The sequence below is a fragment of the Legionella massiliensis genome, assembly GCF_000756815.1.
GTDB lineage: Bacteria > Pseudomonadota > Gammaproteobacteria > Legionellales > Legionellaceae > Tatlockia > Tatlockia massiliensis.
The window spans coordinates 545,609-570,521 of record NZ_CCVW01000003.1 but is presented as its reverse complement, the minus strand read 5'-3'; the positions used below and the strand labels follow the sequence as shown (position 1 = coordinate 570,521).

Below are 24,913 nucleotides of genomic sequence, written 5' to 3'. Positions count from 1 at the left end.
AATGTGGCACCGTGCTAATCCCGGAGATCCTTCGCTATGCTCTGGATGACGTACTGTTGGGACAAGGAGGGACGTGACATTACAAATGTCTAAAAGTCCGTAGCCTGGATGCACGAAGCAGAATCAAGGCTACTTGTCTTTAAACATTATGCTGACGCAGATGCGGGAACAAAATTACATCACGGATGGATGAAGAATTGGTAAATAACATCACCAATCTATCGATACCAATACCTTCACCAGCTGTTGGCGGCATACCATATTCCAGTGCTTCGATGTAATCGCTATCAAAATGCATCGCTTCCATATCGCCAGCTTCCTTCTCTTCAACTTGCTTTTGGAAACGATCCGCCTGATCCTGAGCATCGTTTAACTCAGAAAAGCCATTCGCAATTTCACGTCCTGCAATGAAAAATTCAAAGCGATCAGTCACTTCTGGATCCGAATCACTGCGTCTTGCCAAGGGTGAAACCTCAGTTGGATAAGCAGTAATGAAGGTTGGCTGGATGAGTTGCTGTTCAACTTTTTCATCAAAGAGAACCATTTGTAATTTACCCAAACCATCGGCTTCTTTATAGGCAAAGCCGAATTGATCCAACAAGGCTCGGCAAGATGCAACAGTCTCAAGCTGTTCAGGCTTGATATCTTTGTTGTAATGCAAGATTGATTCTTTAACACTCATGCGAGCAAAGGGTTTGCCAAAATCAATCTGATGGTCTTGGAATTCAACCAGACGGCTACCCAAAACAACATCACAGAGATGATGGAGCAAATGTTCGGTGAACGTCATCAGGTCGTTATAATCAGCATAGGCTTGATAAAACTCGACCATGGTAAATTCTGGGTTATGGCGGGTTGAAAGCCCTTCATTGCGGAAATTACGATTGATCTCATAAACTCGTTCAAAACCTCCAACAACCAGACGTTTTAGATAAAGCTCAGGAGCAATACGTAAAAACATCTCCATATCCAAGCTATTATGGTAGGTCACAAAGGGACGAGCCACAGCACCGCCTGGAATTGGATGCATCATGGGAGTTTCTACTTCGAGAAACTGGTGGCTATCCATGAATTGGCGGAAAGCCTTGATTAATTTTGAGCGCAACAAGAAAGTCTGGCGGCTCTCCTCATTGGCAATCAAGTCCACATAACGCTTGCGGTAACGCATTTCCTGATCAGCTAAACCATGGAATTTATCAGGCAAGGGGCGCAGGGATTTGGTCAGTAACTCGATGTGCTCCGCATTTACTGTGAGCTCACCGGTATTTGTTTTAAATAATTCACCCTTAATGCCTACTATGTCACCTAAATCCCAATGCTTAAATTGCTCATACATCTCAGGTAAATCATTTTGACGAACATAGACCTGAATACGGCCAGAAACATCCTGAATATGGAAAAAGCTTGCCTTGCCCATAATACGACGTAAAACAATACGTCCAGCGACAACAACCTTGACTTGTTGCTCGGCCAAAGCCTCTTTTTCTGTTTCCCCATATTGATTAGTCAGGTTGTCAGCTAAATACTGACGGCGAAAATGGTTAGGAAAATTAAAGCCGGAAGCTCTTAAATCTTCTAATTTTTGTTTGCGAATTTGATAGACTTCGCTTTCATCTAAATGTTGTTCTTCTGTCATGCTACTACCCCTACTCCAGCCTTTAGGCTAGCTACAATAAATTGGTCCAAGTCACCGTCTAAAACTGCTTGTGTATTAGAGGTTTCAACGTTTGTGCGCAAATCTTTGATTCGCGACTGATCCAAAACATAGGAACGAATCTGCGAACCCCAGCCAATATCTGATTTGGTTGCTTCCAAAGCTTGCTGAGCCGCATTCTTCTTCTGCATTTCCAATTCATATAATTTGGCGCGTAATTGCTTCATCGCCTGATCTTTATTCTTATGCTGACTCCTGTCAGTCTGACACTGCACAACGATACCACTGGGTGCGTGGGTAATCCGTACTGCTGAGTCGGTTCGGTTAACGTGCTGACCACCTGCTCCTGACGCCCGATAGGTATCGATTCGCAGATCAGCGGGGTTAATTTCAATATCGATGTCATCATCAATTTCAGGCGATGTGAATACAGCGGCGAAGGAGGTATGGCGACGATTTCCTGAATCAAAGGGTGACTTACGTACTAAGCGATGTACACCGGTTTCTGTGCGCAGCCAACCGTAGGCATATTCGCCGCTGAAATGAATGGTTGCGCTTTTAATTCCAGCAACGTCACCGGCCGAACATTCCACTAACTCGGTGGTAAAACCATGATGCTCACCCCAACGCAGATACATACGCAACAACATTTCTGCCCAATCTTGAGCCTCAGTTCCCCCTGATCCGGCCTGGATATCCAGATAAACATTGGAATTATCCATTTTGCCTGAAAACATACGTCTAAACTCAAGCCCAGCAACCTGCTTTTCAACTAACTCAAGCTCACCAGCTACATCAGAGATCGCAGCCTCGTCGTCTTCAGCCCGCGCTAACTCGAAGAGTTCGCTTAGATCAATGACTGATTGTCCCAATTGCTGCAACTGCGTAACCACGGCCTCCAATTGCGCCCGCTCACGCCCAAGCGCCTGTGCCTGTTCTGGGTTATTCCAAATATTTGATGATTCTAGTTCACGCACAACCTCTTCTAGTCGTTCGCGTTTACTATCAAAGTCAAAGATACCCCCGAAGCGCTTTTATTCGCTCATCCAAATCAGCTAGATTAAGGGTGATTTGATTAACTTCTAACATGAATATTCCAAGTGATTTTTTGTCAAGGGCGATATTGTACAGCGAAAGCTAAATACAGGCCATAGAATTATGGCCATACACAACTTACTAAAAAAACCGTATTTGGAATATTTTTATACAATAAAATGAAAATTATTTGTACATCTGTTGTGGATCAAAAGTTACCTCTGTTACTCTCTAAAATGGTGTGAACTGCTAAACTATACAATATAGCTATTACGGGGTTATACGATGACTAGAAAATCAGACAAAGAACTTGAACAAGAAAGAACACTACAACGTTTAGCAGAGGAACAAGCAGAGAGAGAAAAGGCAGCCTTGCTACAACAAGCTCAAGAGGAAGAAGAAGCTAAAAGGCTGCGTGCACTTGGTACACAAGATGAGGAAAATCCAATACCCGTTGAAGTTAGCGCTAAGCCTTTAGGCTATAGTGAGGACTGGATTAAAATTGTTGATGCCTATAAAAAAGAGTTTGATAAGGATCCTGGCCAAGACGGAATCTTGGTTTTTCCTGATAAGGATTCAATGGATAACTTTTTCAATAAACAGGCAGCAGCTGGACATAAATTTTTTAGCGCCTTGGTAGAAGCAGATGGTAAGTTGACCGGTCATTTTGAGTTTTCCTGTGGTGACGGCAAACGTCATTCAGGGAGTCTCGAACAAATCAAAGATGAGCTAACACGAGACTTGGCTACAGCGGGACCTAATAAAGATAAGGTTCAAGAGGGTCTTGCTAAGATCAATAAGTACATACAGGAAACTAAACCTAATCCTTCACAATCAGCAAAAAAAGCCCTACGAGATTTAACTCAGCCAAGTGAAGAGCAACCTGGATATAAATCACCTTCGCCACTGTCTACTGATAATAAACCTAAGTGATTTTAAGACTGTTTACTTGGGGGGTTAGGCAGGAAAGAAAGTAGCCTGTATGCGGCATTGTGCTAGCCCCGGAGCGCCTTCGCTATGCTCCCAAAGACCTACGTCATATCGAACGCAGAGAGATCTCCTGATATGTAGCACAATGCTAGTCCCGGAGATCCCTCACTATGTTCGGGATGACGGGCTATGGGGGTGACCAATTACCAGCCTATTCCATTGCAATCTTAGTATGCGTTTTGATCACCGCCTGATAAGCATGTAAATTCAACAACAATTCCGCTTCTGCCTGCGATAAGTGGCAGCTATTAATAATTTCCTCTTTAGAGCCACCCATCTCCAAAATCTTCAAAGCATGCTGATAACCACCGTCATTATCCCGTTTGTTTTCTAAGGCCTGTAACTGATTATCCATGCTAATCAATTGACGGTTTATTTCTGCTATCTGTTTAGCAAAACCCAAATCGGCATTGACCAACAATTTATGCCTGAGTTGATCTTCCTGCATCTCTGACTTTAAGGCTTTGATTTTTTGGTTTAAATCAGCTAATGACCGGCGATAATAGTTCATTGTTTTCACAACAATAATTGCTACAACTATTCCACTGCTTAATACAATAATCATGGTATTTCCTTATTGTCAGCCTTTTGAGGCTCAGAGGCTGGCTCGGTTTTTACTGGCTCTGTTTGTTCCGGCTCTGCTGTTGCTGCCTTATCGGTATTCTTATTTCTGATACTTATCGCTGGATTGAGTAAACGAGGGACCAGCTTATCTTTGGCAATAACCAAGCATACCCGTCTATTTTGTGCGCGCCCTTCTTCCGTTTTATTATCAGCTACCGGGTATTGTTCACCATAGCCTGTTACTGACATTTGCGTCTGTTCAACGCCAAAGGTAGACATAGTCCTCGCAACCGCGGCGGCTCTAGCAGAAGAGAGTTCCCAGTTAGAAGGGTATTGATCCGTTTCAATCGGCATATTGTCGGTATAACCCTCAATAGCAATCGGATAGGGAAGCGTCTTTATAATTGCAGCTAATTTCATTAATTTTACTACTGCAGCAGGCCTAAGCTCAGCACTACCGCTATCAAACAAAGCCCCCGCTTTGATATCTAATTCAACAAAACCGTCTTGTGGATTCATATGATAATCAGAATCTTGTAACGCCGATAAGGCCTGAACCAATTGGGTAAAAGAGTCCTGTTGATTAACAGGGCTTTTCATCGCTGTGTTCATATTCTTTACTTTGGTCTCTTGGGCTATACCTTGCTGTTTATTATTTTTCTGAGCAAAGGCCGTATGCATTCCTTCCGCAAGAGTTTTGTATTTGGAAACATTGACTGATGAAATAGCATACATGACGACAAAAAAAGCAAAGAGTAGAGTGATGAAATCCGCGTAAGATACCATCCACCGGTGAGTGTCTTCATGAGGAACTGCTTTATTTTTTCTTCCGCGCATTAGTATGATGTAGTCCGTAATTATTTAACTTCAAGTTTAGCATATTGGGGCTCTCCCCACTTGCCATGGAAACCAAGCCTTCAACAATCATTTCGTCATGGTGCATTTGCTCAGCGATACAGCTTTTGATTTTATTGGCAACAGGCAGAAAAACAAGGTTTGCTAAACCAACACCATAAATAGTTGCAACGAAGGCTACTGCAATTCCAGCGCCAAGCTCACTTGGCTCAGCCAAATTACGCATAACCTGAATTAAACCCAGCACAGCACCTAAAATGCCGATCGTTGGGCTATAGCCCCCCATACTTTCAAAAACATGGGCTGCCTTCATATCTTGCTCTTCACAGCGATCCATTTCAGATTCAAGAACCTGTCTGATATTTTGCTTATCCACACCGACAACCAGTAGTTCCAAACCTTGGCGCATGAGCGGATTTTTTTCTCTTTCCAAATGCTCCTCCAGAGAGAGCAAACCAAACTGGCGTGATTTTCTGGCTAATTCGATTAATTGCTCGCGGCTTCTGTCATAGGGTTGCTCAGGGGGACGGACAATCCATGGTAAAATTCGAAATGCCCGTTTGAAGGTGTTAAAAGGCGTCTGCACCATCACCGCACCTAGGGTACCTCCTAACACAATACATAAGGCTGGAAGATTCATTAAGGAGTGAATATCTCCCCCCTCTATCATTTGCCCGACAATAATTGCCGAAAATGCCACAATTAAACCTAATATACTTAAAGCATCCATATTCTTTATCCATCATTCGGTAAGCGCGATTTTATCCGCAGGGTTGCCTGACTATGAATTTGTGAAACTCGTGATTCGCTTACCCCTAAAACCTCACCAATTTCTTTCAAATTCAAATCCTGCTCATAGTACAACGACAAAACTAAACGTTCATTTTTAGGCAGGCTCTCAATGATTTGCGCAAGATGACGCACCATATCATCGCGAAGAGCATTAAGATGTGGTTCACTAAACTCTTCGCCATCACCTTTTAAAATATCATCTGTAACACCTAGATCATCAAAACCGTAGAGTTGAGAACCTGCTGAATCTTTGAGCATCTCATGATACTCATCCAGGCTTATATTTAATTCGGTTGCAATTTCATTATCTTTAGCATCACGTCCCAAGCGGTTTTCAACCACTTTGACTGCTTCAGAGATCATTCGAGCATTACGATAAACCGAACGCGGTACCCAATCATTGCGCCGTACCTCATCCAGCATATAGCCTCGTATACGAATGCCTGCATAGGTTTCAAAGGAAGCACCCTTCGTTGCATCATAATGCCGAACAGCCTCTAGCAGACCGAGCATTCCGGCCTGAATCAAATCATCAAGCTGCACCGAATAAGGTAAACGGCCTAGCAGATGATGGGCTATTCGTTTGACTAAAATCGCATGGTTTTTAACCAGCGTTTCCTGCGTCTGTTGATTTACTTTGCCGTAGGCAGCCAAAGCATCCACGACTCCCTCCTTAGTTTCGCTTGCCTTGAAAATCTACTATCTTGGTATTCTGTCTCTGGAAACCTCGCTTTAAATCCCTGCGCAGGGTTGCCATAAAACAGTACATTATGACTAAGTCTAGCAAACTTTAAGACAAACATTTTTTTAGCGTTCGTGCCCCATTCACAGAAAGTCTGTATTTGGCGCAACCTGCGCTCAAATCCAAACTTTCACCAAAGTTCAAACATGCACCTTGAACTGCCGGTTTGTCATTCCCGCGAAGGCGGGAAACTATTTCTAGCTAAACACAGTGCCAATGTAAAGATGGTTTCCCGCCTTCGCGGGAATGACAAATGCCCTTAACTTAATGGCAGTCCCCCTTGAACAAGTATTATTTTCTTATTCACCTGCCACCAAACGCTCCAGGAAAAAGCTAGTATTACCGCCGAGTGTTTGTTTGTATGGCCAATCCTCTACTGTATCCGCTAATTGCAAAAACACCTTTGCCGCATTGGATTCAGGATAAGCAATGAGCACTGGTTTTTGTTTTTTTACCGCTTCATGCACACGTTCATCAAAAGGAATAGCGCCTAAATAGTCCAGACGAACATCTAAAAATTGTTCTGCGACTCGGTAAAGTTTGTTAAAAAGTTCACGCCCTTCCCTCGTTGATCGGACCATATTGGCTAAGACATGAAAATGACTCCATTCATAGCGCTTAGACATCACTTTGATTAAAGCATAGGCATCGGTTAATGAGGTTGGCTCGTCACAAACGATGACAATCAGCTCCTGGGATGAACGCGCAAAACTCAAGACCGTGTCAGAAATACCGGCGGCTGTATCAATGATCATATAATCCACATCATCAGTAAGCTCATTAAATGCGTCGATAATGCCAGCATGTTCAGCCGCGCTTAATTGGGTCATATACTCTGTTCCCGAAGCGGCAGGAATAACCCTGATTCCGTGGGGACCTGTTAGCATGATGTCAGTCAGATGACAGAGACCTTGAACCACATGAGACAAATTATATTTGGTGTGCAAACCAAGCATGATATCAATATTGGCCAAGCCCAAATCCGCATCCAGTAATAAAACACTCTTACCTTGTTGCGCCAATGCAACTGCCAAGTTGACTGAAACATTAGATTTGCCAACACCACCCTTACCCGCCGTCACGGCAATAACCTTGACTGGTTTTGAACGGGCTAAATTACGAAGTCCGGCAGCTTGGTCTGACGCATCTCGATTAACCTTCGACATAGAACCTCCCTGCAACGCCAAGCGGTGCATCATGTTCATTAACATTCTTTCCATCTAATTTGAGTTCCTGCTCGCTTAATTGCTCAATTAATTGATGGCGGGTTGCCATTTTAATATCCTCGGGAACTCGTTGCCCATGAGTTAAATAACTCAGTTCTACCCCTGTTTCAGCCACGGCACTCAGAATGCCTCCTATCGCCATGGCCTCATCCAGTTTAGTAATAATACATTGCTCAATACGCCCTGCCTGATAACGTTTGATAGCTTCTATCAACACCTGATAATGGTGGGTTGCTGGTAACACCAATACCGTAGAAACTGATTGCAGACGAGAGCTTAGTAAATCCATCTTTGCCTCTACCCTATCATCAGCAGGATTCATGCCTGCGGTGTCGATAAGGATCAGTTTTTTATCATTTAACTGCCTTAGCACGCGGGTTAGCGAGACATCATCTTGGGCGACGCAAACCTGTACACCAAGAATTTTGCCATAAAGCATTAACTGCTCATGGGCAGCAATTCGATAGGTATCCATAGTCACTAAACCTAGATTTTCAGCGCCGTAACGCAAAACAAAACGGGCTGCAATCTTGGCCAGGGTTGTTGTTTTACCAACACCTGTTGGGCCAACAAAGGCATAGATTCCGCCCTCTTCAACACGACGCAAATCGCGAATCACCAAAGACTCTGAAAAGCAATTTAAAACCTGCTGCCAGGCACGCTGTTGATTCAAGCCAGGATTAATGCGATTAACTAAGGCGGAGGCTGTTGTAGGACTGACACCCAGATACAATAATTTTTGCATCATCACGACATGCAAGGGTTCGCCACGTCCGGCATGACCACGTATTTGTGCCTCCAGCATACCTCTTAGGGTTTGTATTTCCTGACGCATATCATCTAGCGGCGAAGCATTCATTGGTTGCTGAGAAACCTGTGTAGGCGGCTCAGCACTGGCAATTGCAGTATTTGCCGCAAGAACTGTCTCATCAAAATCAATAGCCGCAACTATTTCGACACCGCCTTCAACCTTGCTGGAAGATAAAATAACGGCATCCGGGCCAAAAGCCGCTTTGATTTGCTGCATTGCAGTTCGTGTATCCGGTGCTATAAAACGTCTTAATTTCATAAGGAGTCCACCTATCCTACCGTGCCTATAATCCTGATTTGTTTGTTATCAGGTATTTCCTGATACGATAAAACATGCAGGTTACTGGAAATATTACGCACAAAACGTGCCAAAACCGATCTAATTCCAGGCTGCACGACCAGTACCGCCAACTCCTGTTTCGCCTGCTGCTGCGCTGCCAGCTGCGTTAGGGAGTGTTGAATCTTATCCGCCATTCCTGGCTCAAAACTTACCCCATGACCACCACTGCTTTGAATTGTATTTTGCAATAATTGTTCCAACTCTGGTTTTAAAGTAATAATCGGTAACTCTTCGTTAAGACCGCTGATTTTCTGGGTAATTAGGCGAGACAGGGAAACCCTTACCTGCGAAATCAGATAATCAGTATCCTTGGATTTCGCCGAAGCTTCCGCCAAAGTTTCGACAATCGTGCGAATATCAGACAAGGGAATATGTTCAATCAATAAGCCTTGCAGTACCTTGCTAACCGCGCCTAAGGATAAGGCATCAGGTACCAGCTCTTTGACTAGCTTGGGTGAAGAGCTAGACAATTTATCGAGTAATTGCTGAGTTTCTTCATAACCGAGTAACTGATAGGCATTTTTCTCAAGAATCTGGCTTAAATGGGTCGCAACAACTGTTGAGGCGTCAACCACGGTATAACCAAAGGTATGGGCTCTTTCCTTCTGGCTATCGTTAATCCACACCGCATCCAAACCAAAGGCTGGATCTTTGGTTTCCTGCCCTTCTAGCACACCAAAAACCTGACCGGGATTAATCGCTAACCAGCGGTCGTTAAAAATTGGCGCTTCACCCATAACAACCCCGGCAAGGCTGATCCGGTAATAATTAGGCTTGAGATCGAGATTGTCGCGAATATGCACAGTGGGGATTAGGAAACCCAGCTCCTGCGATATTTTTTTACGAACCCCTTTGATACGAGCTAGCAAGACGCCACCCTGTGAACTATCAACCAGAGGAATCAGGCGATAACCGACCTCAAGGCCAATCACATCCACGGGATTAACATCATCCCAGGATAAGTCAGCGATTGTCGGTTCAGTTAGGGCATTCGTTTTGCCCTCGCTAGTGCTTTCAATTTTAGCCATCTGTGTATTTTTCTTGATGGTCAGATAGGCAATCCCCCCCAAGCCTGAGGCTAGGATAAGGAAGGCGATATGCGGCATGCCAGGAATGATTCCTATACAACCAATAATGCCGGCAGCAATAATCATGGAGCGCGGATTGCCAAAAACCTGCTTCATCACCGCAGATCCCATATCCTGAGCACTCGATACACGAGTAACCATAATGGCCGCAGCGGTTGACAAGACGAGGGAAGGAACCTGTGCCACTAATCCGTCACCAATCGTCAATAAAACATAGTTATGCAGGGCTTGGCTAAAATCCATATTGTGCTGCAAGACACCAATAATCAAACCACCAACAATATTAATAACCAAAACCAAAATACCGGCGATTGCATCACCACGTACGAATTTGGACGCACCATCCATCGAGCCATAAAAATCAGCCTCTTGCGAAACTTCAGCCCGACGGCGAATAGCCTCTTCCTGATTAATTAAACCCGCATTCAGATCAGCGTCGATCGCCATCTGCTTGCCAGGCATAGAATCTAAGGTAAAACGCGCAGAGACCTCCGATACACGCCCAGCACCCTTGGTGACTACCACAAAATTAATCACTACAAGAATAATAAAGACCACCAGACCAACCGTGTAATTTCCACCAATAACCACCTCACCAAAGGACTTAATCACCTGGCCGGCGGCATCAGTACCAGTATGGCCATTGAGCAAAACGATACGTGTTGAGGCAACGTTCAAGGCCAGGCGTAATAAGGTGGCAATGAGGATTACCGTTGGAAAAACAGCAAAATCCAAGGGCCTTTCACTATAGATAACGGCGAGTAAGACAACCAGTGACAGAGCAATATTAAAGGTAAAAAAGATATCCAGAAGAAAGGCCGGCAAGGGCAACATCATCATGCTGAGCATCATAATCAACACCAGGGGTGTACCTAAGCCCTGTTGTAAGGATTGCCGTAGAGTGTGAAATAAGGCGTTAACGTTCATCAACCATTCTCCTCAGCATCTCGCCTTAGGTCATCTGGAATAGGCAAGTCCTGCAATATTTCAGGCTTCCTGTCGTAAGTTGCCTTATCTTTAAGTTGAAAGATATAAGCTAAAACCTGAGCAACTGCGACATAAAGTCCACGTGGAATTTCCGCATTTAATTCTGTTGAGAAATAGAGGGCGCGCGCCAGCGGTGGCACTGATAATTGGGGTATCCCATGATTCAAGGCAATTCGATTAATTTGGAAGGCAACCAAATCCTTCCCCTTAGCAACCACAACAGGCGCTCTATTACCCTTTTTCTGATAGCTCAGCGCCACAGCATAATGAGTTGGGTTAGTGAGTATAACACTCGCCTTAGGCACCTCAGCCATCATCCTTCGGCGAGAAATTTCTTGTTGCATACGCCTGATCTGACTTTTGACCTCAGGCTTACCTTCGGTTTCTTTGTATTCATCCTTGAGTTCCTGTTTGGTCATTTTTAATTGTTTTTTATGCTCATAGAGCTGAAAAGGGACGTCAATCGCTGCAATCAATATAAGAGCCCCGCTAATGAGCAAAAATGATTGAGTAACGATAGACAAACCTGAGCTCAAAGCAGCAGCCAAAGGATAACCAGTCAAAGCAATTAGGGCAGGAAGCTTGCTTTTTAATACCAAAACAGCAACCACGGCAATCAGAAAAAATTTAAGCATGGATTTAACCATCTCAACCAAGCCTTTGAGTGAAACCATGCGTTTTAAGCCTTTCACCAAGCTCAGACGGGAAAATTTTGGTTGTAAAGACTCCACACTAAAGACCCAGCCCCCCATCAGTAACGAGGAGAACACCGAGAGCAGCAAGATCATTAGCAAAAGGGGGAACACCGCTTTAAAACCAAGAGGAAACAAATAGGATAGTTTTTTCAAGGCAAACGAGGGTAAGGTCAAGACGCTACTGTCAAAGTCAAAGGCTTGACGCATCATCGACATTAATTCAGCTGACATATATTGGCCAAAGAGCACAAAGCAAGCGCCAGAAGAGAGTAAAATCATGGTGGCGTTAAAATCTTTCGAACGCGCAACCTGACCTTTCTCCCGCGCTTCTTTCAGCCGTTTAAGCGAGGGTTCTTCAGTCTTTTCCTGGGCCTGTTCTTCTTCTGCCATTAATGAAAAATCCCTATAATAAGCCGCATCCCTTCTTCCAAACTATCTGTTATCTGTGCTGCTACACCAGGCAAACTGATGCGGATAACCACCATTCCCATTATCAGGCTAATAGGAAACCCCAGTGAAAAAATATTAAGTTGTGGCGCGACCCTTGTCATCACCCCAAAAGCCAGGTTCACAATCAGCAAAGACAAAATGGCCGGTAAAGCCACTAAGACCGACTCTTTAAACATCCATCCTGAGAAGGCTATAACAGAACCAAGCTCAGATAGCCCCACATTTAACTGTCCGACAGGCAGTTTTTGAAAACTACTCAGCAAAGCATCAAACAAGGCGAGATGACCATTTAGCACAAGGAACATCAGGCTTAACATCATTTGATAAAACTGACTAACCAGAGGAACTGAGGCCTGGGTTGCCGGGTCAACCATGGTAGCAAAACCCAGACTAGCCTGCATGGATATCAACTGTCCACCAATAATAAACACCTGAAACACTAGTTGCAGAATAAAACCCATCAAGAGCCCCATCAGTAACTCATGAGCAATTAGCGCAACATAACGTCCTTCAAAATGAAGAAAGGACAGGTTTTCAGGAATAAAGGGCGCACAAATAAAGGCCATAGCAAGGGCGAAAACGACTTTGATCCTTGTGGGTACCAATAGAGATGAAACGATAGGCATAGTCAGAAAGAGGCCAGAGATACGTGGTAGTGGCCAAATAATCTGACTAAATTGAGTAATCATTGCCTGATAATTCAAATTCATGCTCAACCTATCAAATAGGGAATGTTAGTAAATAGGGTGTCGGTGTAATTCATCATCGTTTTCAGTAACCAGGGTCCCGTAAAAACTAGTACCAGGAAAGTGACAAAGAGCTTGGGAATAAAGCTTAAGCTCATTTCATTGATTTGCGTCGCAGCCTGAAACATAGCAACGATCAAACCCACGATAAGCCCAGGTATGATTAAAACCATCAGTATGATAATCGTTAGATATACACCCTCACTAAATAGTGAAAGCACTGACTCAGGCGTCATCCCTTTCCTCCAAAGTAAATCCTTTTAAATACAGCCTCTCCCTAACCATCACTGCCGTTGAGTTAAGGAAGGTTTTGTCATTCCCGCGAAGGCGGGAAACTATTTCTAGCTAAACACAGTGCCAATGTAGAGATGGTTTCCCGCCTTCGCGGGAATGACAAATGTCCTTAACCTAATGGCAGTGTCCCTAACCCTCGTCCCCCAGACAAAATAGTCCTTTCGCCCCTCTGGGGAGAGTGAAAGCACTGACTCAGGCGTCATCCCTTTCCTCCAAAGTAAATCCTTTTAAATACCGCCTCTCCCTAACCATCACTGCCGTTGAGTTAAGGAAGGTTTTGTCATTCCCGCGAAGGCGGGAAACTATTTCTAGTTAAGCACAGTGCCAATGTAGAGATGGTTTCCCGCCTTCGCGGGAATGACAAATGTCCTTAACCTAATAGCAGTGTCCCTAACCCTCGCCCCCCAGACAAAATAGTCCTTTCGCCCCTCTGGGGAGAGTGAAAGCACTGACTCAGGCGTCATCCCTTTCCTCCAAAGTAAATCCTTTTAAATACCGCCCTCTCCCTAACCATCACTGCCGTTGAGTTAAGGAAGGTTTTGTCATTCCCGCGAAGGCGGGAATCTATTTCTAGCTAAACACAGTGCCAATGTAGAGATGGTTTCCCGCCTTCGCGGGAATGACAAATGCCCTTAACCTAATGGCAGTGTCCCTAACCCTCGCCCCCAGACAAAATAATCCCTTCGCCCCTCTGGTGAGAAGGTACCCGCAGGGCGGATAAGAGGTTCTCAATTCCTCAATTAACTCAAAGCAAAACTAGATGCCAGCGATCCCAAAACCAAAGTCCACCCATCCACCATCACAAAGAGCATGATTTTAAAAGGTAAGGAAATAATAAGGGGCGAAAGCATCATCATACCCATCGCCATCAATACGCTGGCCACGACTAAATCAATAATTAAAAAGGGTAAAAATAAAATAAATCCTATCTGAAAAGCTGTTTTTAACTCGCTGGTAATAAAGGACGGAATCAAAATGGTCATAGGTACTTCAGCCAGGCTCGCATAGCTTTTATTAGAAAATTTGGTAAAAAGCGCCAAATCATTTTTGCGAGTCTGATTGAGCATAAAACCCTTAAGTGGTTCCTGTGCCTTAGCTAAGGCCTGAGGAAAATCCAGTTTCTCAGCAATATAGGGTTGTAGAGCCTGCTCATTAATCTGGTTGAAAACAGGCGCCATGACGAAGAAAGTCATAAACAGAGCGATACCAATGAGGATCTGATTCGTCGGTGTCTGCGCCATGCCAATCGCTTGCCGTAAAATTGACAGTACGATAATTATCCGCGTAAATGCCGTCATAGCCATTAACAGACCTGGAATGACACTTAGCAGGGTCATAAAAATCAGGATCTGCAAATTGACGCTATAAGTTTGTCCGCCATTTGCAGCCGGAGAAACCGTCACTGCGGGCAAGGAGGTTGCCGCTGCCTCAGCCAAGAAAGGAATAAAAAACAGAGCGATAGCAGAGCAGACACAGAAAATTCGCCTCATGATTTCCCCAAAGCTGATTTTAATAACTCAGAAAAAGAGGCTTTAGAACCCTCTGAGGAAAACCCATCAGGGCAGTCTTCGCCAAAATCATGAAGAGTATTAATAGACCCAGGCGTAACACCAACAAGTAGGAAACGATTGGCGACATTAATTAGCATTATCTTTTCTCTAGTCCCTAAATTCATACAGGCAATAATTTTTAAGCCCCTTGTAGTCGCAAACTTGCCTCCATTTAAACGCTTTAATAGCCAGGATAAGAAAACAATGGCAGCAACAACAATTAACAAACCACCCACAACACGCAGCAACTCGCCACCAGACATTAGAGCTGAATTTTGTGCGAGCGTTGTTGCATGACTTGTTATAGGCACTAAGATACCTGCCAAAAGTCTTCTCATTCCTAAGCTCATCGTAGACGCTTGATCCGTTCAGCCTTGCTCACAATATCTGTCAGGCGTATACCAAATTTATCATTAACGACCACCACTTCGCCGTGGGCAACCAAGGTCCCATTCACCAAAACATCGAGCGGCTCCCCTGCTAGACGATCCAGGGCAACAATCCCCCCCTGGTTAAGTTGCAGAAGATTGCGAATAGTCATCTTAGTCCGTCCAATTTCTACTGTGACAACAACGGGAATATCTAAGATTAACTCCATTTTCTCCACATCATTATCCTGCCCTGCAGCATTAGGCACTGGTGGATTCGTTGTTACTGCTGTCTCTGTTTGATTCGCCATACTCTTCCCCTGATAAACGTCAATTATGGATAAGAATTGACGTTAGTAACTAATTCTTTTAATAATCTTTACTGCCCGTTTATCGTTTGCACTACCTATAGTTGCGATAAAACCCGGTGTGTTTTCAATATCCAGGGTAACTACCTCATTCATCTCCAGAGGAATAAAGTCACCACTCTGCCAAGCCATTATCTTGCCTAAGGAGCTGTCGGCCTTCGCCATCACCGAACTAACGACAAGCTCAACTTCCATCAGCTCCTCTTTCAAGGACATGATCCAGTTCGGATCAATCTCATCATCTGGCCTTGCCGCCCCTAATTCCAATTGTTGCTTAATTGGCTCAACCATCGCATAAGGCATAACGAAGTAGAAGGAGCCACATTCCTTACCAAAATCAATATTAAATCGGCTGACCAGCAGTAATTCATTGGGCTCACCAATATGTACCAACTGCGGGTTAGTCTCGTCCCCAACTTTTAGGGCATCAAGCTTAATAATTGGCGCCCAGGCTTGTTCGATACAATGAACCAGTTTGCCAATAATGATTTCCATAACCCTTAATTCAGTTGCAGTAAAATCCGTTCTATCGGTTTGCGCGAGAAATTGCGAGCTGCCACCAAAATAATAATCGACTAGGTCATAAACAAAGGTAGAGTCAAATAAAATCAAGGCCTTGCCGCGTAAAGGTTTAAAGCGGCGAATAGTCATGAGTGTGGGGTTGGGTAAGGAACTTAAAAATTCTCGATGCTTAACAACAGCTAAAGGCTCTTGTTTAATTTCCAAATCCTTCGCCATTAATTGATAAATATCATTGGCAAAAAAACGAGCCGCCCTGTCATGGATTTTATCAAGAACAGGAAGCTCACCACGAACAATCCGTTCCTGATTGCTAAAATTAAGCACCTGCACATGCTCAGTGCCAGGTTCGCCCAATTCACTGCCGTTCTGATTGAACTGATCATTAGATTCAGCATTCTTAGAACTTGCAGAGGACTCACTCTCCCCATCCACTGAATTGAGCAGCGCATCAATTTCTTCCTGCGATAAAATTTCTTTTTCAGCCATAGCTAATCCGTAACACTCCAAGTACTGTCTCGATGAAACCCTTGTACAATAAGGCCGGTAGAGCTAAAGCAAGGAGCGTGCCATTTCGTTTAGATGCCCCCTCTCCACCGCGCGCAGCGTGGGGGAGAAGGCTTGGGACACTGCCATTAAGTTAAGAAAGGTTTTGTCATTCCCGCGAAGGCGGGAAACCATCTCTACATTGGCACTGTGCTTAACTAGAAATAGTTTCCCGCCTTCGCGGGAATGACAAATGCCCTTAACTTAATGGCAGTAAGGGTTAGGGAGGGGGTCAAAATCAACCTGCGCAAGCAAACATCCCCCCAGAATTGAGCTCACAAGAAAATCATGCCACACTTAAATCATCTCCTCATTGGCCTGATTTACTATGCGCTCAAAGTCTAAGCAACTTTCCAATTTTTCTAATGCGAAGCAAAGTACCTCCGATTGTTTTCGTCCCGATAATGAGGCGCAAATGGCGAATATCAATTTGGTTGGTGCCTTAGCCAGAGGTAATGGTTCAAGCTACAGTGATTGTTGCCTTAATGATCAAGGCGTCATTATTGACACAACTCGCTTAAATCATCTTATCTCTTTCGATGAAAAAACAGGGCTCCTAGTTTGTCAGGGAAGCGTCAGCTTTGCCGATCTTTTTCTAGTCAATCCTCATTATATTCCTGCGGTTATTCCAGGTACTTTAAAAGCAACCGTTGCTGGTGGGATTGCCAATGATGTCCATGGAAAAAATAATCATCAGCAAGGCAACTTCGGCCAACATCTAGAATGGATTGAATTGCAACTCGGACAGCAATCCTTATTTTGCGACCGTAAAGCGCATGCCGACCTCTTTCATGCAACCATTGCAGGCCTTGGATTAACCGGAGTTATTAAACGTGTCGGTCTAAGGATGCGAAAGGCCTCACAGTTTGTTGTCACCCATAGCGAGAAACACGATAACTGGGAAACCATGCTGGAGCGATTGCAATATAAGGGTTGCGACTATGATTATCAGGTAGCCTGGCTTGACTTGCTCAATGAGCCACGCGCCCTGCTATCCTTTGCTAATCACTGCGAAGGAGAAAATAAAAAAGACTCCTATTTGCATACCGTGCCCAAGTTACCTATCCGTTTAGTTAATGCCTGGCTAATGAAGTTATTCAACCGTTTTTACTTTAAAAGTCATCCTACTGAGGAGCGCATTTTATCCTTGCAACAGTTTAATAATCCGCTGGATACGATCAGGCATTGGAATCGCTTGTATGGCAAAAACGGTCTCCTACAATTTCAAGCTCTGTTTGATAAGGACATAGCACTGCAAGCCATTGAAGAACTACTCCAGATCATTCGCGCACATCAAGCTATCCCTACGCTAGCCGTGCTCAAATTATTTACTCAGCCAGGTGAAGGACTCTTATCCTTTGCCCAACCCGGATTTACCTTAGCTATCGATTTTATCAATAATGAACAAGCACGAAAGGCAATTAGAGCGATGAATGAATGGATTACCCAAGCAAGGGGCAAAATATACTTAGCCAAAGATCTTTTACTCACTTCCCAACAATTTGCCCAACAATACCCTAATCATGAGCGCTTTCGCGAACTCTTAACTCATTATAAGAGCAACATGCGCTCCGATATGAGTACTCGTCTGGGGATTACCCTATGACCAGCAGAACCTGGGTTATTCTTGGCGCAACCTCAATCATTGCAGAAGAGTTTGCAAAACTAGCAGCACAGGCGGGTTATTCCTTGCTCTTGGTGGGTCGACACAAAGAACAGCTTGCGGTTATCGCGGCTGATCTAGGTCTGCGTTATAAGATTGAATGCGCTGTGCAACAGATTGATTTTTCAGGTGATTTAAAACGACTTTTAACGCTTTTGCAGACCAGTCCTAATGAAATTGATCTGTTCATTGCCTTTAGTTCGATTATAGAAAACTTTGACCTAGATGAACAAAATATCGAGCAACTGCTCAGAGTGAATACCATAGCTACCGTACAAATCATCAACAATTATATTCATCGCTCACAAAGCCAGCACCGCATGATTTTTTTAAGTTCGGTTGCAGCTTGCCGCGGGCGGGCAAAGAATAGTCTTTATGGCGGTTCAAAAGCATTGATTGAAACCTATCTGCAGGGTTTGCAACAGGCGTCTCAGGGACAATTACAAATTACTATAGCCCGACTTGGATTTATTGACACCACCCAAACCTTCGGCCTGCCAGGCATTTTCTACGCATCTCCACCCGAGGCCTGCGCTAAAGCCTGTTGGCGCGCATCTTATGCGGGAAAGAGGTTTATTTATCATCCTTTTTTTTGGCGCTACATTATGGCAATTATTAGTCGTTTACCTTTTTTTATTTATAAGAAAATGAAAATCTAATACGCCTAGACAACACGAATTCTCGCGGCTTGACACGTCATCCTGAGCGCAGCGAAGAATTCCGGGATTAGCACAGTGCCACATTCAGGAGATCCTTCGCTACGCTCCCAAAGACGTACGTCATGTCGAACGCAGAGAGACATCTCCTGATGTGTAGCACTGTGCTAATCCCGGAGATCCCTCACTATATTCGGGATGACGGGGTCTTTACCGATGATTGCCCCAAAGGGGCTGGGGCGCTCAGGATGACGCAGATAAGGCCTTAGCGAAACAGCTTTATCATCGGTAAAATTGTGGGGATTAAATGAAAAAATTGCAGGATGTAAATGATTAGCACAATTAAAACTAATAAATTCAGTAAGCTTTTAATTGCCCCGGCCATGGGGATAAAAACATTTATCAGCCACATTGCTACCCCAAAAATAATAATCAGGGCAAATAAATTAAGTAGACCGCTCATAGACTTCCCTTATCAATGGCTTCTTTTTAATTGTAGTACAATTGCTCAGTCAATTCAGAAGATGTAATATCGGACAGTTTCGATAATTTTAATGCATATCAAGTGAGGACAAGATGCCAAGAGAACTTGCGATAAAAGCACTCAAACAAGCGACAGATGTAACAATTCCTGCAATCCTGGCAGACAATGTAATCGACAACAAATTCCTTGATGAAAAATTACTAACTAGCAAAATCTTTCTTCTTTCCCAACAAAATAAGCCTCATGTTTCTTTGTTAGAACAGGAGGTTGATGAGGAAGCTTTTAATGTAGTCACGAGCTATAAAGAAGCGATGAGAAAGGCTGTAGGTCATATAGAATTAGTTAGCAAAAATAATCTAAAGCTCATACCAAAGGATATTCGTGGTGAAATTCTTGGTCATCTTCAGAAAGATAATGCTGTTCTTTTAGAACATTTACTTAAGCAAAGCGAACATGCACCCGGAATTTTAGAAGATTACAATTACGCACTCCGCGTTGCAGCAAACGGTGCTATTCGTTGTTTGACTCATTTATTGAGTACAAGAATTCCAGATATCATGGACCCAGGCCCAAAATCTGGAAGAATTGCCTTAGACTATGCTATCGAAAACGGGCATCCTTCCTGCGTAGCTGCCTTGCTTAAGGCTAAAAATACCCTGGACTTTTATAATCCTGCCGGCCAATTGCTTTATGGAAAATCCCCAAATCGCCCTATTGATAAGCTGCAAACCTTAGCTGAAAAGGATGATGAGAAAGCGGCAAGTATCAGAAAAATTATCTTGGACGTTTTCAAGGGCCCAGAAGGGCGAGGGTCTTTAACTTCTGAGAGGCAAGTTAGTGAGATTAAACAGATCATTGCTAAGCAGCAAGTACAACATAGAGCCTATGAGTTAGCGTAGAGCCTACGAGTTTTAGAGAGTAGGCTGTGGCTTTGTGTACCCTCTCCACCGCGCGCAGCGTGGGGGAGAGGGTACACAGGGGCGCATGAGCTGGACCTTACCAGTCATTTTTTGTATAGCTTTCTAAGTGCCCCCCCAATTATCGCGTATAATCAAAATATGACTTCGATTCCTACGCCCCTAGCCTGGGCTCATCCCTTAGTTCGCGAGTGGTTTAGCAATAAATTCGGCTCACCAACAGAACCTCAGGAACAGGGCTGGCCATCTATTTTGGCAGGCTATACTACCTTGATTTCTGCACCGACAGGTTCAGGAAAGACCTTTGCTGCCTTTTTAATTTGTATTGATAAGCTAGTTAGACAGGCTCTGGCTGGTAATCTTGGCAGGCAAACTGAGGTTTTATATGTTTCTCCTTTAAAAGCCTTGACCAATGATGTGCAAAAGAATCTCTTGGAACCGCTGAGTGAAATCCAGCAACTTGCCAAGGATCAAGGTTATTCCATGGAAGAAATAGAGGTTGCAGTGAGAACCGGTGATACTCTGGCGCGGGACAGGCAGGCTATGTTGAAGAAGCCGCCGCATATTTTGGTCACAACCCCGGAATCCTTTTATTTACTGCTTACTGCTGAAAAGAGCCGGGCGATGCTAAGTACGGTTCAAACACTGATCGTCGATGAAATTCATGCCTTGGCTAATAACAAACGTGGTTCCCATTTGTCCCTCTCAATGGAACGTTTAGACGCAATCACTCTGCAGAAACCAGTGCGAATTGGCCTCTCTGCAACACAAAAACCACTTAGCCTGGTCGCTGATTTTCTAGCAGGCTCAAACAGTCCAACCCCTAGCATTATCAATATCGGCCATGCCCGCCAACTTGAGTTGACCGTGGAAGTACCTGAGATCGAATTAGGTCCAATTGCCAGCAATGCAATCTGGGATCAGATCTATGATCGGATTGCCGAGCTAGCCCGGCAAAATCGCTCTACTCTGGTGTTTGCCAACACCCGGCGCTTAGCCGAACGCGTCGCCCATCATCTTTCGGAAAGACTGGGTAAAGAAAAGGTAGCAGCCCATCATGGCAGCTTATCGCGTAAACTTCGCCTGGCTGCGGAGCATAATTTAAAAACAGGCCAATTACAGGTTTTGGTTGCGACAGCCTCCTTAGAATTAGGGATTGATATTGGTACGGTTGACCTGGTTTGCCAGCTCGGTTCGCCCAGGGCAATTGCTATTGCCTTACAGCGAATTGGCCGTGCAGGCCATTGGCATGGCGCTATTTCCAAGGGAATCTTTTTTGCGACCACAACCGATGAATTACTCGAATGCGCAGCCTTGGTTTATGCCATTCGCAGCGGTGACCTCGATCGCCTACTTGTCCCTGAGGAACCCTTAGATATTCTGGCACAGCAAATTGTGGCATCCTGCGCAACCAATGATTGGCAGGAAGAGCAATTATTTGCATTGGTGAAACAAAGCCATCCCTATAAAGACCTGACGCGGGAAACCTTCAATAGTATTTTGGAGATCTTAGCTGAAGGCATTGCCGGTTCACGTGGTCGCTATGGCAGCTATCTCTTTCGCGATCAGATCAATGGCCTGGTAAAGGCGCGGCGCGGTAGCCGTTTAACGGCAATTACCAGTGGCGGTGCAATTCCAGAGACTAATTTATTCACGGTCATCACAGAATCTACAGGGACTGTGGTCGGTACGCTTGATGAAGATTTTGCTATCGAATCAAACCGTGGCGATATTATTTTGTTGGGTAATACCTCCTGGCAAATTAAAGGCATTGAAAGTAAAAAAGGACGAATGCTCGTCGAAGATGCCCATGGCGCCCCGCCCACTGTCCCCTTTTGGGTTGGAGAAGCACCAGCTCGCACAGAGGAGCTCTCGCTCCATCTATCCAATCTGCGTAAAACCATCAATACGATGTTAACTAGCAAAGAGGATAGCCAAGCAGCTAGCACCTGGCTAACAAGCCATTGCGGATTAACTAAAGCAGCTGCCGAGCAAATCATTCATTACATCTTGACCGGACGCGCCCTGCTAGGCACAGTCCCTACCCAGGAAACCATTATTGCCGAGCGCTTCTTTGACGAATCCGGCGGCATGCAGCTGATTATCCATTCGCCCTTTGGCGCAAGGATCAATAAAGCCTGGGGCCTAGCCCTAAGAAAACGATTTTGCCGTTCCTTCAATTTTGAATTACAGGCTGCAGCAACTGACAATGGCATCGCCATTGCCCTGGCAGAACAGCATAGTTTTCCTCTGGCTGATGTCTTTGATTTTCTTCATCCAAACACCCTTAGCGAGGTGCTAACCCAGGCTGTTTTGCAATCCCCCATTTTCACAACAAGATGGCGCTGGGTTGCGATGCGCTCCCTTGCCTTGGTGCGCTTTCGTGGTGGTCGTAAGGTTCCGCCTAATATCTTGCGCATGCTCTCTGATGATCTCTTGGCCGCCGTCTTTCCCGATGCCGCAGCTTGTCAGGATAATTTGGCGGGACAAGACATAGAGCTTCCCGAGCATCCGCTGATCATTGAAACAATGAAAGACTGTTTAACCGAAGCGATGGATTTGCAGGGCTTAACCAAGCTCCTAGAAACTATCAAAGCAGGAAAAATAGACTGTATTGCGGTTGACACCCCCACACCTTCGGTCTTTTCCCATGAAATTTTAAATGCCAATCCCTATGCCTTTCTTGATGACGCACCCTTGGAAGAACGGAGGGCTCGGGCAGTAGAAATGCGCCGAGTGTTGCCAGACTCCTTAGTGCGTGAATTTGGCCGCTTAGATCCAGCCGCCATTACAGAAGTCCAGCAGCAGGTATGGCCTGATCTTAGAAATGCGGATGAATTACATGATCTCCTGCAAACCTTAATTGCTTTGCCAGTCGAAATCCAATTAAACGAGATACAAAAATCAGCGCCTCTATGGTCGGTCTATTTTGCTGAATTAGTCCAGCAAGGCCGTGCCGGTAAAGCCTTTGTTGCTGAGCGAGAGTTTTGGCTAGCTACAGAAAAATTCGCAACCTTTCGCTGCCTCTACCCTGCCGCTGTTTTCCATAATCAATTCCTTGATCTAGGCCGGCAAGCACCTGAGCATGCTGAAGCCTTAACCGAAGCAATCCGCGGATGGCTGCAGTACTTAGGACCAACTAGCCAGCCCGAATTGGCAGCAATTCTGCAGTTAAGTCACTCGGATATCGAGCAAACCTTGTTGCAACTTGAAGCGACAGGCCTGGTTCTACGCGGCCATTTCCGAACAATGGACAAGGAACAACTTGAATGGTGCGAAAGGCGATTATTAGCCAGAATCCATGCCCTTACCCTAGGAATTTTGCGTAAGGAAATTGAACCCGTTACAGCAGTTCAGTTTGTTAACTGGCTTCTGAACTGGCAACACCTAAGCCCCGGCTCGCAGGTCAGAGGGGAACGAGGCTTACTGGAGGTCATCAAACAGTTACAAGGCTTTGAAATTCCCGCAAATGCCTGGGAGAAGCAAGTCTTTGCCAAACGAGTGATTGACTACGATAAGGATTGGCTCGATCGCCTCTGTTTCACCGGCGTCATCGGCTGGGGACGCCTCTCCCCTCATCCAGTAATACTCGCTAATAATGAAGACCAGGAAAATACCCCAGCAAAGCGGATCACGCCGACAAGCATTTCTCCCATTACCTTCTTTGTCCGCGAAGATTCAGCCTGGATGGCTGGAATGCAGCAATTTAACCAAGACGATTTACAGGTTTTAAGTCATGTTGCCCAAAGTATTTATGCTTATTTACGCGAGAATGGCGCTTCATTTTTTAACGATATTTTGCAAGAGATTGGCCATCTTCGAACAGAGGTTGAGATCGGGCTCTGGGAATTAGTTTCTGCGGGGATTATCACTGCGGATGGCTTCGATAATTTGCGCGCCCTAATCGACCCCAAACGCCGTAACGGCAGGCCAAGGCATCGTGTCAACTATTACCATCAAGCCTCAGGACGTTGGTCCTTATTAAAAACCCCTAAAGCAATAGCCCCAGAACAGCAAATGGAAGCCATCTGTATGAGGCTGCTTAAACGTTATGGGGTTTGCTTTCGTGAATTGCTGGTGAAAGAAAAAATTATCCCCAGTTGGCGTGATCTATTAATAAGTTTTCGCCGCATGGAAGCCAAGGGAGAAATCCGGGGTGGCCGCTTTGTTAGCGGCTTCGCTGGCGAGCAATTCGCCCTACCCTATGCAGTAGACTCTCTTCGCGCGTTCAGGAAAAAAGACTTAGATAGTGAAATCATCGCTATTTCTGCTATTGACCCTTTAAATCTTGTCGGTCTTATTTTACCGGGAAAACGTGTGCCTTCGTTTTCGGGGAAAGAAGTGAATTTTAAATGAAACCTTGATTAACTTAACAGCAGTCCCTAACAGCCTATACCTGCAAATTTTACGTAGTTGGCTTAATAATTCCTCAAGTATATCGGCTTACCATTGGCCACTCTGATTAATTCAAAAAATGGAAATTTAAATTGCATTAGCAGCTCAATCTGACTTCCGGCGATAAGGAAAACCTAGACCAGGATTTTGCTAAGATTCCCGCAGCTGTCACTTTACTT

At 44.7% G+C, this 24,913-nt stretch carries 22 protein-coding genes; 5 read left to right on the top strand and 17 right to left on the bottom strand.

Annotation, left to right across the window (positions count from 1 at the left end):
* Positions 1-139: 139 nt before the first annotated feature.
* Together lysS and prfB are read right to left on the bottom strand one after the other, a co-directional pair.
* Positions 140-1,636, bottom strand: a complete 1,497-nt coding sequence (gene lysS / locus BN1094_RS13965; RefSeq protein ID WP_044011699.1) for a lysine--tRNA ligase — start codon at positions 1,634-1,636, stop codon at positions 140-142.
* Positions 1,633-2,743 (bottom strand): peptide chain release factor 2 gene (prfB, locus tag BN1094_RS13960; RefSeq protein ID WP_099909023.1). Its coding sequence is split into 2 segments (ribosomal slippage): positions 1,633-2,667 and positions 2,669-2,743, totalling 1,110 coding nucleotides; the frame shifts between segments, so codons are not numbered across the junction. The genes lysS and prfB overlap by 4 nt, the downstream gene beginning before the upstream one ends.
* 231 nt (positions 2,744-2,974) lie before the next feature.
* Here prfB and BN1094_RS13955 point away from each other — a divergent pair.
* Complete coding sequence (locus BN1094_RS13955) at positions 2,975-3,622, top strand: hypothetical protein (RefSeq protein WP_044011698.1); 648 nt, start codon at positions 2,975-2,977, stop codon at positions 3,620-3,622.
* 208 nt (positions 3,623-3,830) lie between these two features.
* Here the strand turns inward: BN1094_RS13955 and BN1094_RS13950 are convergent, their stop codons facing one another.
* The 14 genes from BN1094_RS13950 to fliM all read right to left on the bottom strand — a co-directional run bounded on the left by BN1094_RS13950 (position 3,831) and on the right by fliM (position 16,562).
* Positions 3,831-4,244 (bottom strand): DUF2802 domain-containing protein, encoded by a 414-nt coding sequence (locus BN1094_RS13950; protein ID WP_044011697.1) that lies wholly within the window; start codon positions 4,242-4,244, stop codon positions 3,831-3,833.
* Positions 4,241-5,080 (bottom strand): OmpA family protein, encoded by an 840-nt coding sequence (locus BN1094_RS13945; RefSeq protein WP_081935159.1) that lies wholly within the window; start codon positions 5,078-5,080, stop codon positions 4,241-4,243. The genes BN1094_RS13950 and BN1094_RS13945 overlap by 4 nt, the downstream gene beginning before the upstream one ends.
* Complete coding sequence (locus BN1094_RS13940) at positions 5,061-5,828, bottom strand: flagellar motor protein (RefSeq protein WP_044011696.1); 768 nt, start codon at positions 5,826-5,828, stop codon at positions 5,061-5,063. Before BN1094_RS13940 ends, BN1094_RS13945 begins: the two co-directional genes overlap by 20 nt.
* A 5-nt stretch (positions 5,829-5,833) precedes the next feature.
* Positions 5,834-6,553, bottom strand: coding sequence for an RNA polymerase sigma factor FliA (locus BN1094_RS13935; RefSeq protein ID WP_044011695.1), 720 nt, complete (start codon positions 6,551-6,553; stop codon positions 5,834-5,836).
* 378 nt (positions 6,554-6,931) lie between these two features.
* A complete protein-coding gene (locus BN1094_RS13930; RefSeq protein WP_044011694.1) occupies positions 6,932-7,798 on the bottom strand; it encodes a MinD/ParA family protein in 867 nt (288 codons plus the stop codon).
* Complete coding sequence (flhF, locus tag BN1094_RS13925; protein ID WP_081935158.1) at positions 7,785-8,927, bottom strand: flagellar biosynthesis GTPase FlhF; 1,143 nt, start codon at positions 8,925-8,927, stop codon at positions 7,785-7,787. Before flhF ends, BN1094_RS13930 begins: the two co-directional genes overlap by 14 nt.
* Before the next feature lie 11 nt (positions 8,928-8,938).
* Positions 8,939-11,023 (bottom strand): flagellar biosynthesis protein FlhA, encoded by a 2,085-nt coding sequence (flhA, locus tag BN1094_RS13920; RefSeq protein WP_044011693.1) that lies wholly within the window; start codon positions 11,021-11,023, stop codon positions 8,939-8,941.
* Complete coding sequence (gene flhB, locus BN1094_RS13915; protein ID WP_044011692.1) at positions 11,023-12,168, bottom strand: flagellar biosynthesis protein FlhB; 1,146 nt, start codon at positions 12,166-12,168, stop codon at positions 11,023-11,025. Before flhB ends, flhA begins: the two co-directional genes overlap by 1 nt.
* Positions 12,168-12,938, bottom strand: a complete 771-nt coding sequence (fliR, locus tag BN1094_RS13910; protein ID WP_044011691.1) for a flagellar biosynthetic protein FliR — start codon at positions 12,936-12,938, stop codon at positions 12,168-12,170. The genes flhB and fliR overlap by 1 nt, the downstream gene beginning before the upstream one ends.
* A 2-nt stretch (positions 12,939-12,940) precedes the next feature.
* A complete protein-coding gene (fliQ, locus tag BN1094_RS13905; protein WP_044011690.1) occupies positions 12,941-13,210 on the bottom strand; it encodes a flagellar biosynthesis protein FliQ in 270 nt (89 codons plus the stop codon).
* Positions 13,211-14,008: 798 nt separating this feature from the next.
* On the bottom strand, positions 14,009-14,758 hold the full coding sequence (gene fliP / locus BN1094_RS13900; RefSeq protein ID WP_081935157.1) for a flagellar type III secretion system pore protein FliP: 750 nt from the start codon (positions 14,756-14,758) through the stop codon (positions 14,009-14,011).
* The gene (gene fliO / locus BN1094_RS13895) at positions 14,755-15,156 is read right to left on the bottom strand and encodes a flagellar biosynthetic protein FliO (protein ID WP_044011908.1); all 402 of its coding nucleotides are present in this window, start codon (positions 15,154-15,156) and stop codon (positions 14,755-14,757) included. Before fliO ends, fliP begins: the two co-directional genes overlap by 4 nt.
* 8 nt (positions 15,157-15,164) lie before the next feature.
* Positions 15,165-15,497 carry a flagellar motor switch protein FliN gene (gene fliN, locus BN1094_RS13890; protein ID WP_081935156.1) on the bottom strand — a complete coding sequence of 111 codons (333 nt, stop codon included), beginning with the start codon at positions 15,495-15,497 and terminating at the stop codon, positions 15,165-15,167.
* Positions 15,498-15,539: 42 nt separating this feature from the next.
* Positions 15,540-16,562, bottom strand: coding sequence for a flagellar motor switch protein FliM (fliM, locus tag BN1094_RS13885; protein WP_044011686.1), 1,023 nt, complete (start codon positions 16,560-16,562; stop codon positions 15,540-15,542).
* A 385-nt stretch (positions 16,563-16,947) separates the two neighbouring features.
* Between fliM and BN1094_RS13880 the strand changes: the two genes are divergently transcribed.
* Together BN1094_RS13880 and BN1094_RS13875 are read left to right on the top strand one after the other, a co-directional pair.
* Positions 16,948-18,225: an FAD-binding oxidoreductase gene (locus BN1094_RS13880; protein WP_044011684.1), complete on the top strand. Its 1,278-nt coding sequence runs from the start codon at positions 16,948-16,950 to the stop codon at positions 18,223-18,225.
* On the top strand, positions 18,222-18,941 hold the full coding sequence (locus BN1094_RS13875; protein ID WP_044011676.1) for an SDR family NAD(P)-dependent oxidoreductase: 720 nt from the start codon (positions 18,222-18,224) through the stop codon (positions 18,939-18,941). The genes BN1094_RS13880 and BN1094_RS13875 overlap by 4 nt, the downstream gene beginning before the upstream one ends.
* A gap of 262 nt (positions 18,942-19,203) precedes the next feature.
* On the opposite strand, the gene BN1094_RS13870 is transcribed toward BN1094_RS13875, so the two are convergent.
* Positions 19,204-19,401, bottom strand: a complete 198-nt coding sequence (locus BN1094_RS13870; RefSeq protein WP_044011675.1) for a Thivi_2564 family membrane protein — start codon at positions 19,399-19,401, stop codon at positions 19,204-19,206.
* 113 nt (positions 19,402-19,514) lie between these two features.
* On the opposite strand from BN1094_RS13870, the gene BN1094_RS13865 reads away from it, so the two are divergent.
* The gene (locus BN1094_RS13865; RefSeq protein WP_044011674.1) at positions 19,515-20,321 is read left to right on the top strand and encodes an ankyrin repeat domain-containing protein; all 807 of its coding nucleotides are present in this window, start codon (positions 19,515-19,517) and stop codon (positions 20,319-20,321) included.
* Positions 20,322-20,480: 159 nt separating this feature from the next.
* Positions 20,481-24,695: a DEAD/DEAH box helicase gene (locus BN1094_RS13860; protein ID WP_044011673.1), complete on the top strand. Its 4,215-nt coding sequence runs from the start codon at positions 20,481-20,483 to the stop codon at positions 24,693-24,695.
* Positions 24,696-24,913: the final 218 nt, after the last annotated feature.

Excerpts from the sequence above, each read along its gene's own strand:
- BN1094_RS13930 (WP_044011694.1), bottom strand. The coding sequence starts at position 7,798 with ATGTCGAAGGTTAATCGAGATGCGTCAGACCAAGCTGCCGGACTTCGT.
- lysS (WP_044011699.1), bottom strand. The coding sequence starts at position 1,636 with ATGACAGAAGAACAACATTTAGATGAAAGCGAAGTCTATCAAATTCGC.
- flhF (WP_081935158.1), bottom strand. The coding sequence starts at position 8,927 with ATGAAATTAAGACGTTTTATAGCACCGGATACACGAACTGCAATGCAG.
- BN1094_RS13955 (WP_044011698.1), top strand. The coding sequence starts at position 2,975 with ATGACTAGAAAATCAGACAAAGAACTTGAACAAGAAAGAACACTACAA.
- BN1094_RS13950 (WP_044011697.1), bottom strand. The coding sequence starts at position 4,244 with ATGATTATTGTATTAAGCAGTGGAATAGTTGTAGCAATTATTGTTGTG.
- BN1094_RS13940 (WP_044011696.1), bottom strand. The coding sequence starts at position 5,828 with ATGGATGCTTTAAGTATATTAGGTTTAATTGTGGCATTTTCGGCAATT.
- flhA (WP_044011693.1), bottom strand. The coding sequence starts at position 11,023 with ATGAACGTTAACGCCTTATTTCACACTCTACGGCAATCCTTACAACAG.
- BN1094_RS13860 (WP_044011673.1), top strand. The coding sequence starts at position 20,481 with ATGACTTCGATTCCTACGCCCCTAGCCTGGGCTCATCCCTTAGTTCGC.
- BN1094_RS13875 (WP_044011676.1), top strand. The coding sequence starts at position 18,222 with ATGACCAGCAGAACCTGGGTTATTCTTGGCGCAACCTCAATCATTGCA.
- BN1094_RS13870 (WP_044011675.1), bottom strand. The coding sequence starts at position 19,401 with ATGAGCGGTCTACTTAATTTATTTGCCCTGATTATTATTTTTGGGGTA.
- fliM (WP_044011686.1), bottom strand. The coding sequence starts at position 16,562 with ATGGCTGAAAAAGAAATTTTATCGCAGGAAGAAATTGATGCGCTGCTC.
- fliR (WP_044011691.1), bottom strand. The coding sequence starts at position 12,938 with ATGAATTTGAATTATCAGGCAATGATTACTCAATTTAGTCAGATTATT.
- fliO (WP_044011908.1), bottom strand. The coding sequence starts at position 15,156 with ATGAGAAGACTTTTGGCAGGTATCTTAGTGCCTATAACAAGTCATGCA.
- BN1094_RS13865 (WP_044011674.1), top strand. The coding sequence starts at position 19,515 with ATGCCAAGAGAACTTGCGATAAAAGCACTCAAACAAGCGACAGATGTA.
- fliP (WP_081935157.1), bottom strand. The coding sequence starts at position 14,758 with ATGAGGCGAATTTTCTGTGTCTGCTCTGCTATCGCTCTGTTTTTTATT.
- fliQ (WP_044011690.1), bottom strand. The coding sequence starts at position 13,210 with ATGACGCCTGAGTCAGTGCTTTCACTATTTAGTGAGGGTGTATATCTA.
- BN1094_RS13880 (WP_044011684.1), top strand. The coding sequence starts at position 16,948 with ATGCGCTCAAAGTCTAAGCAACTTTCCAATTTTTCTAATGCGAAGCAA.
- flhB (WP_044011692.1), bottom strand. The coding sequence starts at position 12,168 with ATGGCAGAAGAAGAACAGGCCCAGGAAAAGACTGAAGAACCCTCGCTT.
- BN1094_RS13945 (WP_081935159.1), bottom strand. The coding sequence starts at position 5,080 with ATGCGCGGAAGAAAAAATAAAGCAGTTCCTCATGAAGACACTCACCGG.
- fliN (WP_081935156.1), bottom strand. The coding sequence starts at position 15,497 with ATGGCGAATCAAACAGAGACAGCAGTAACAACGAATCCACCAGTGCCT.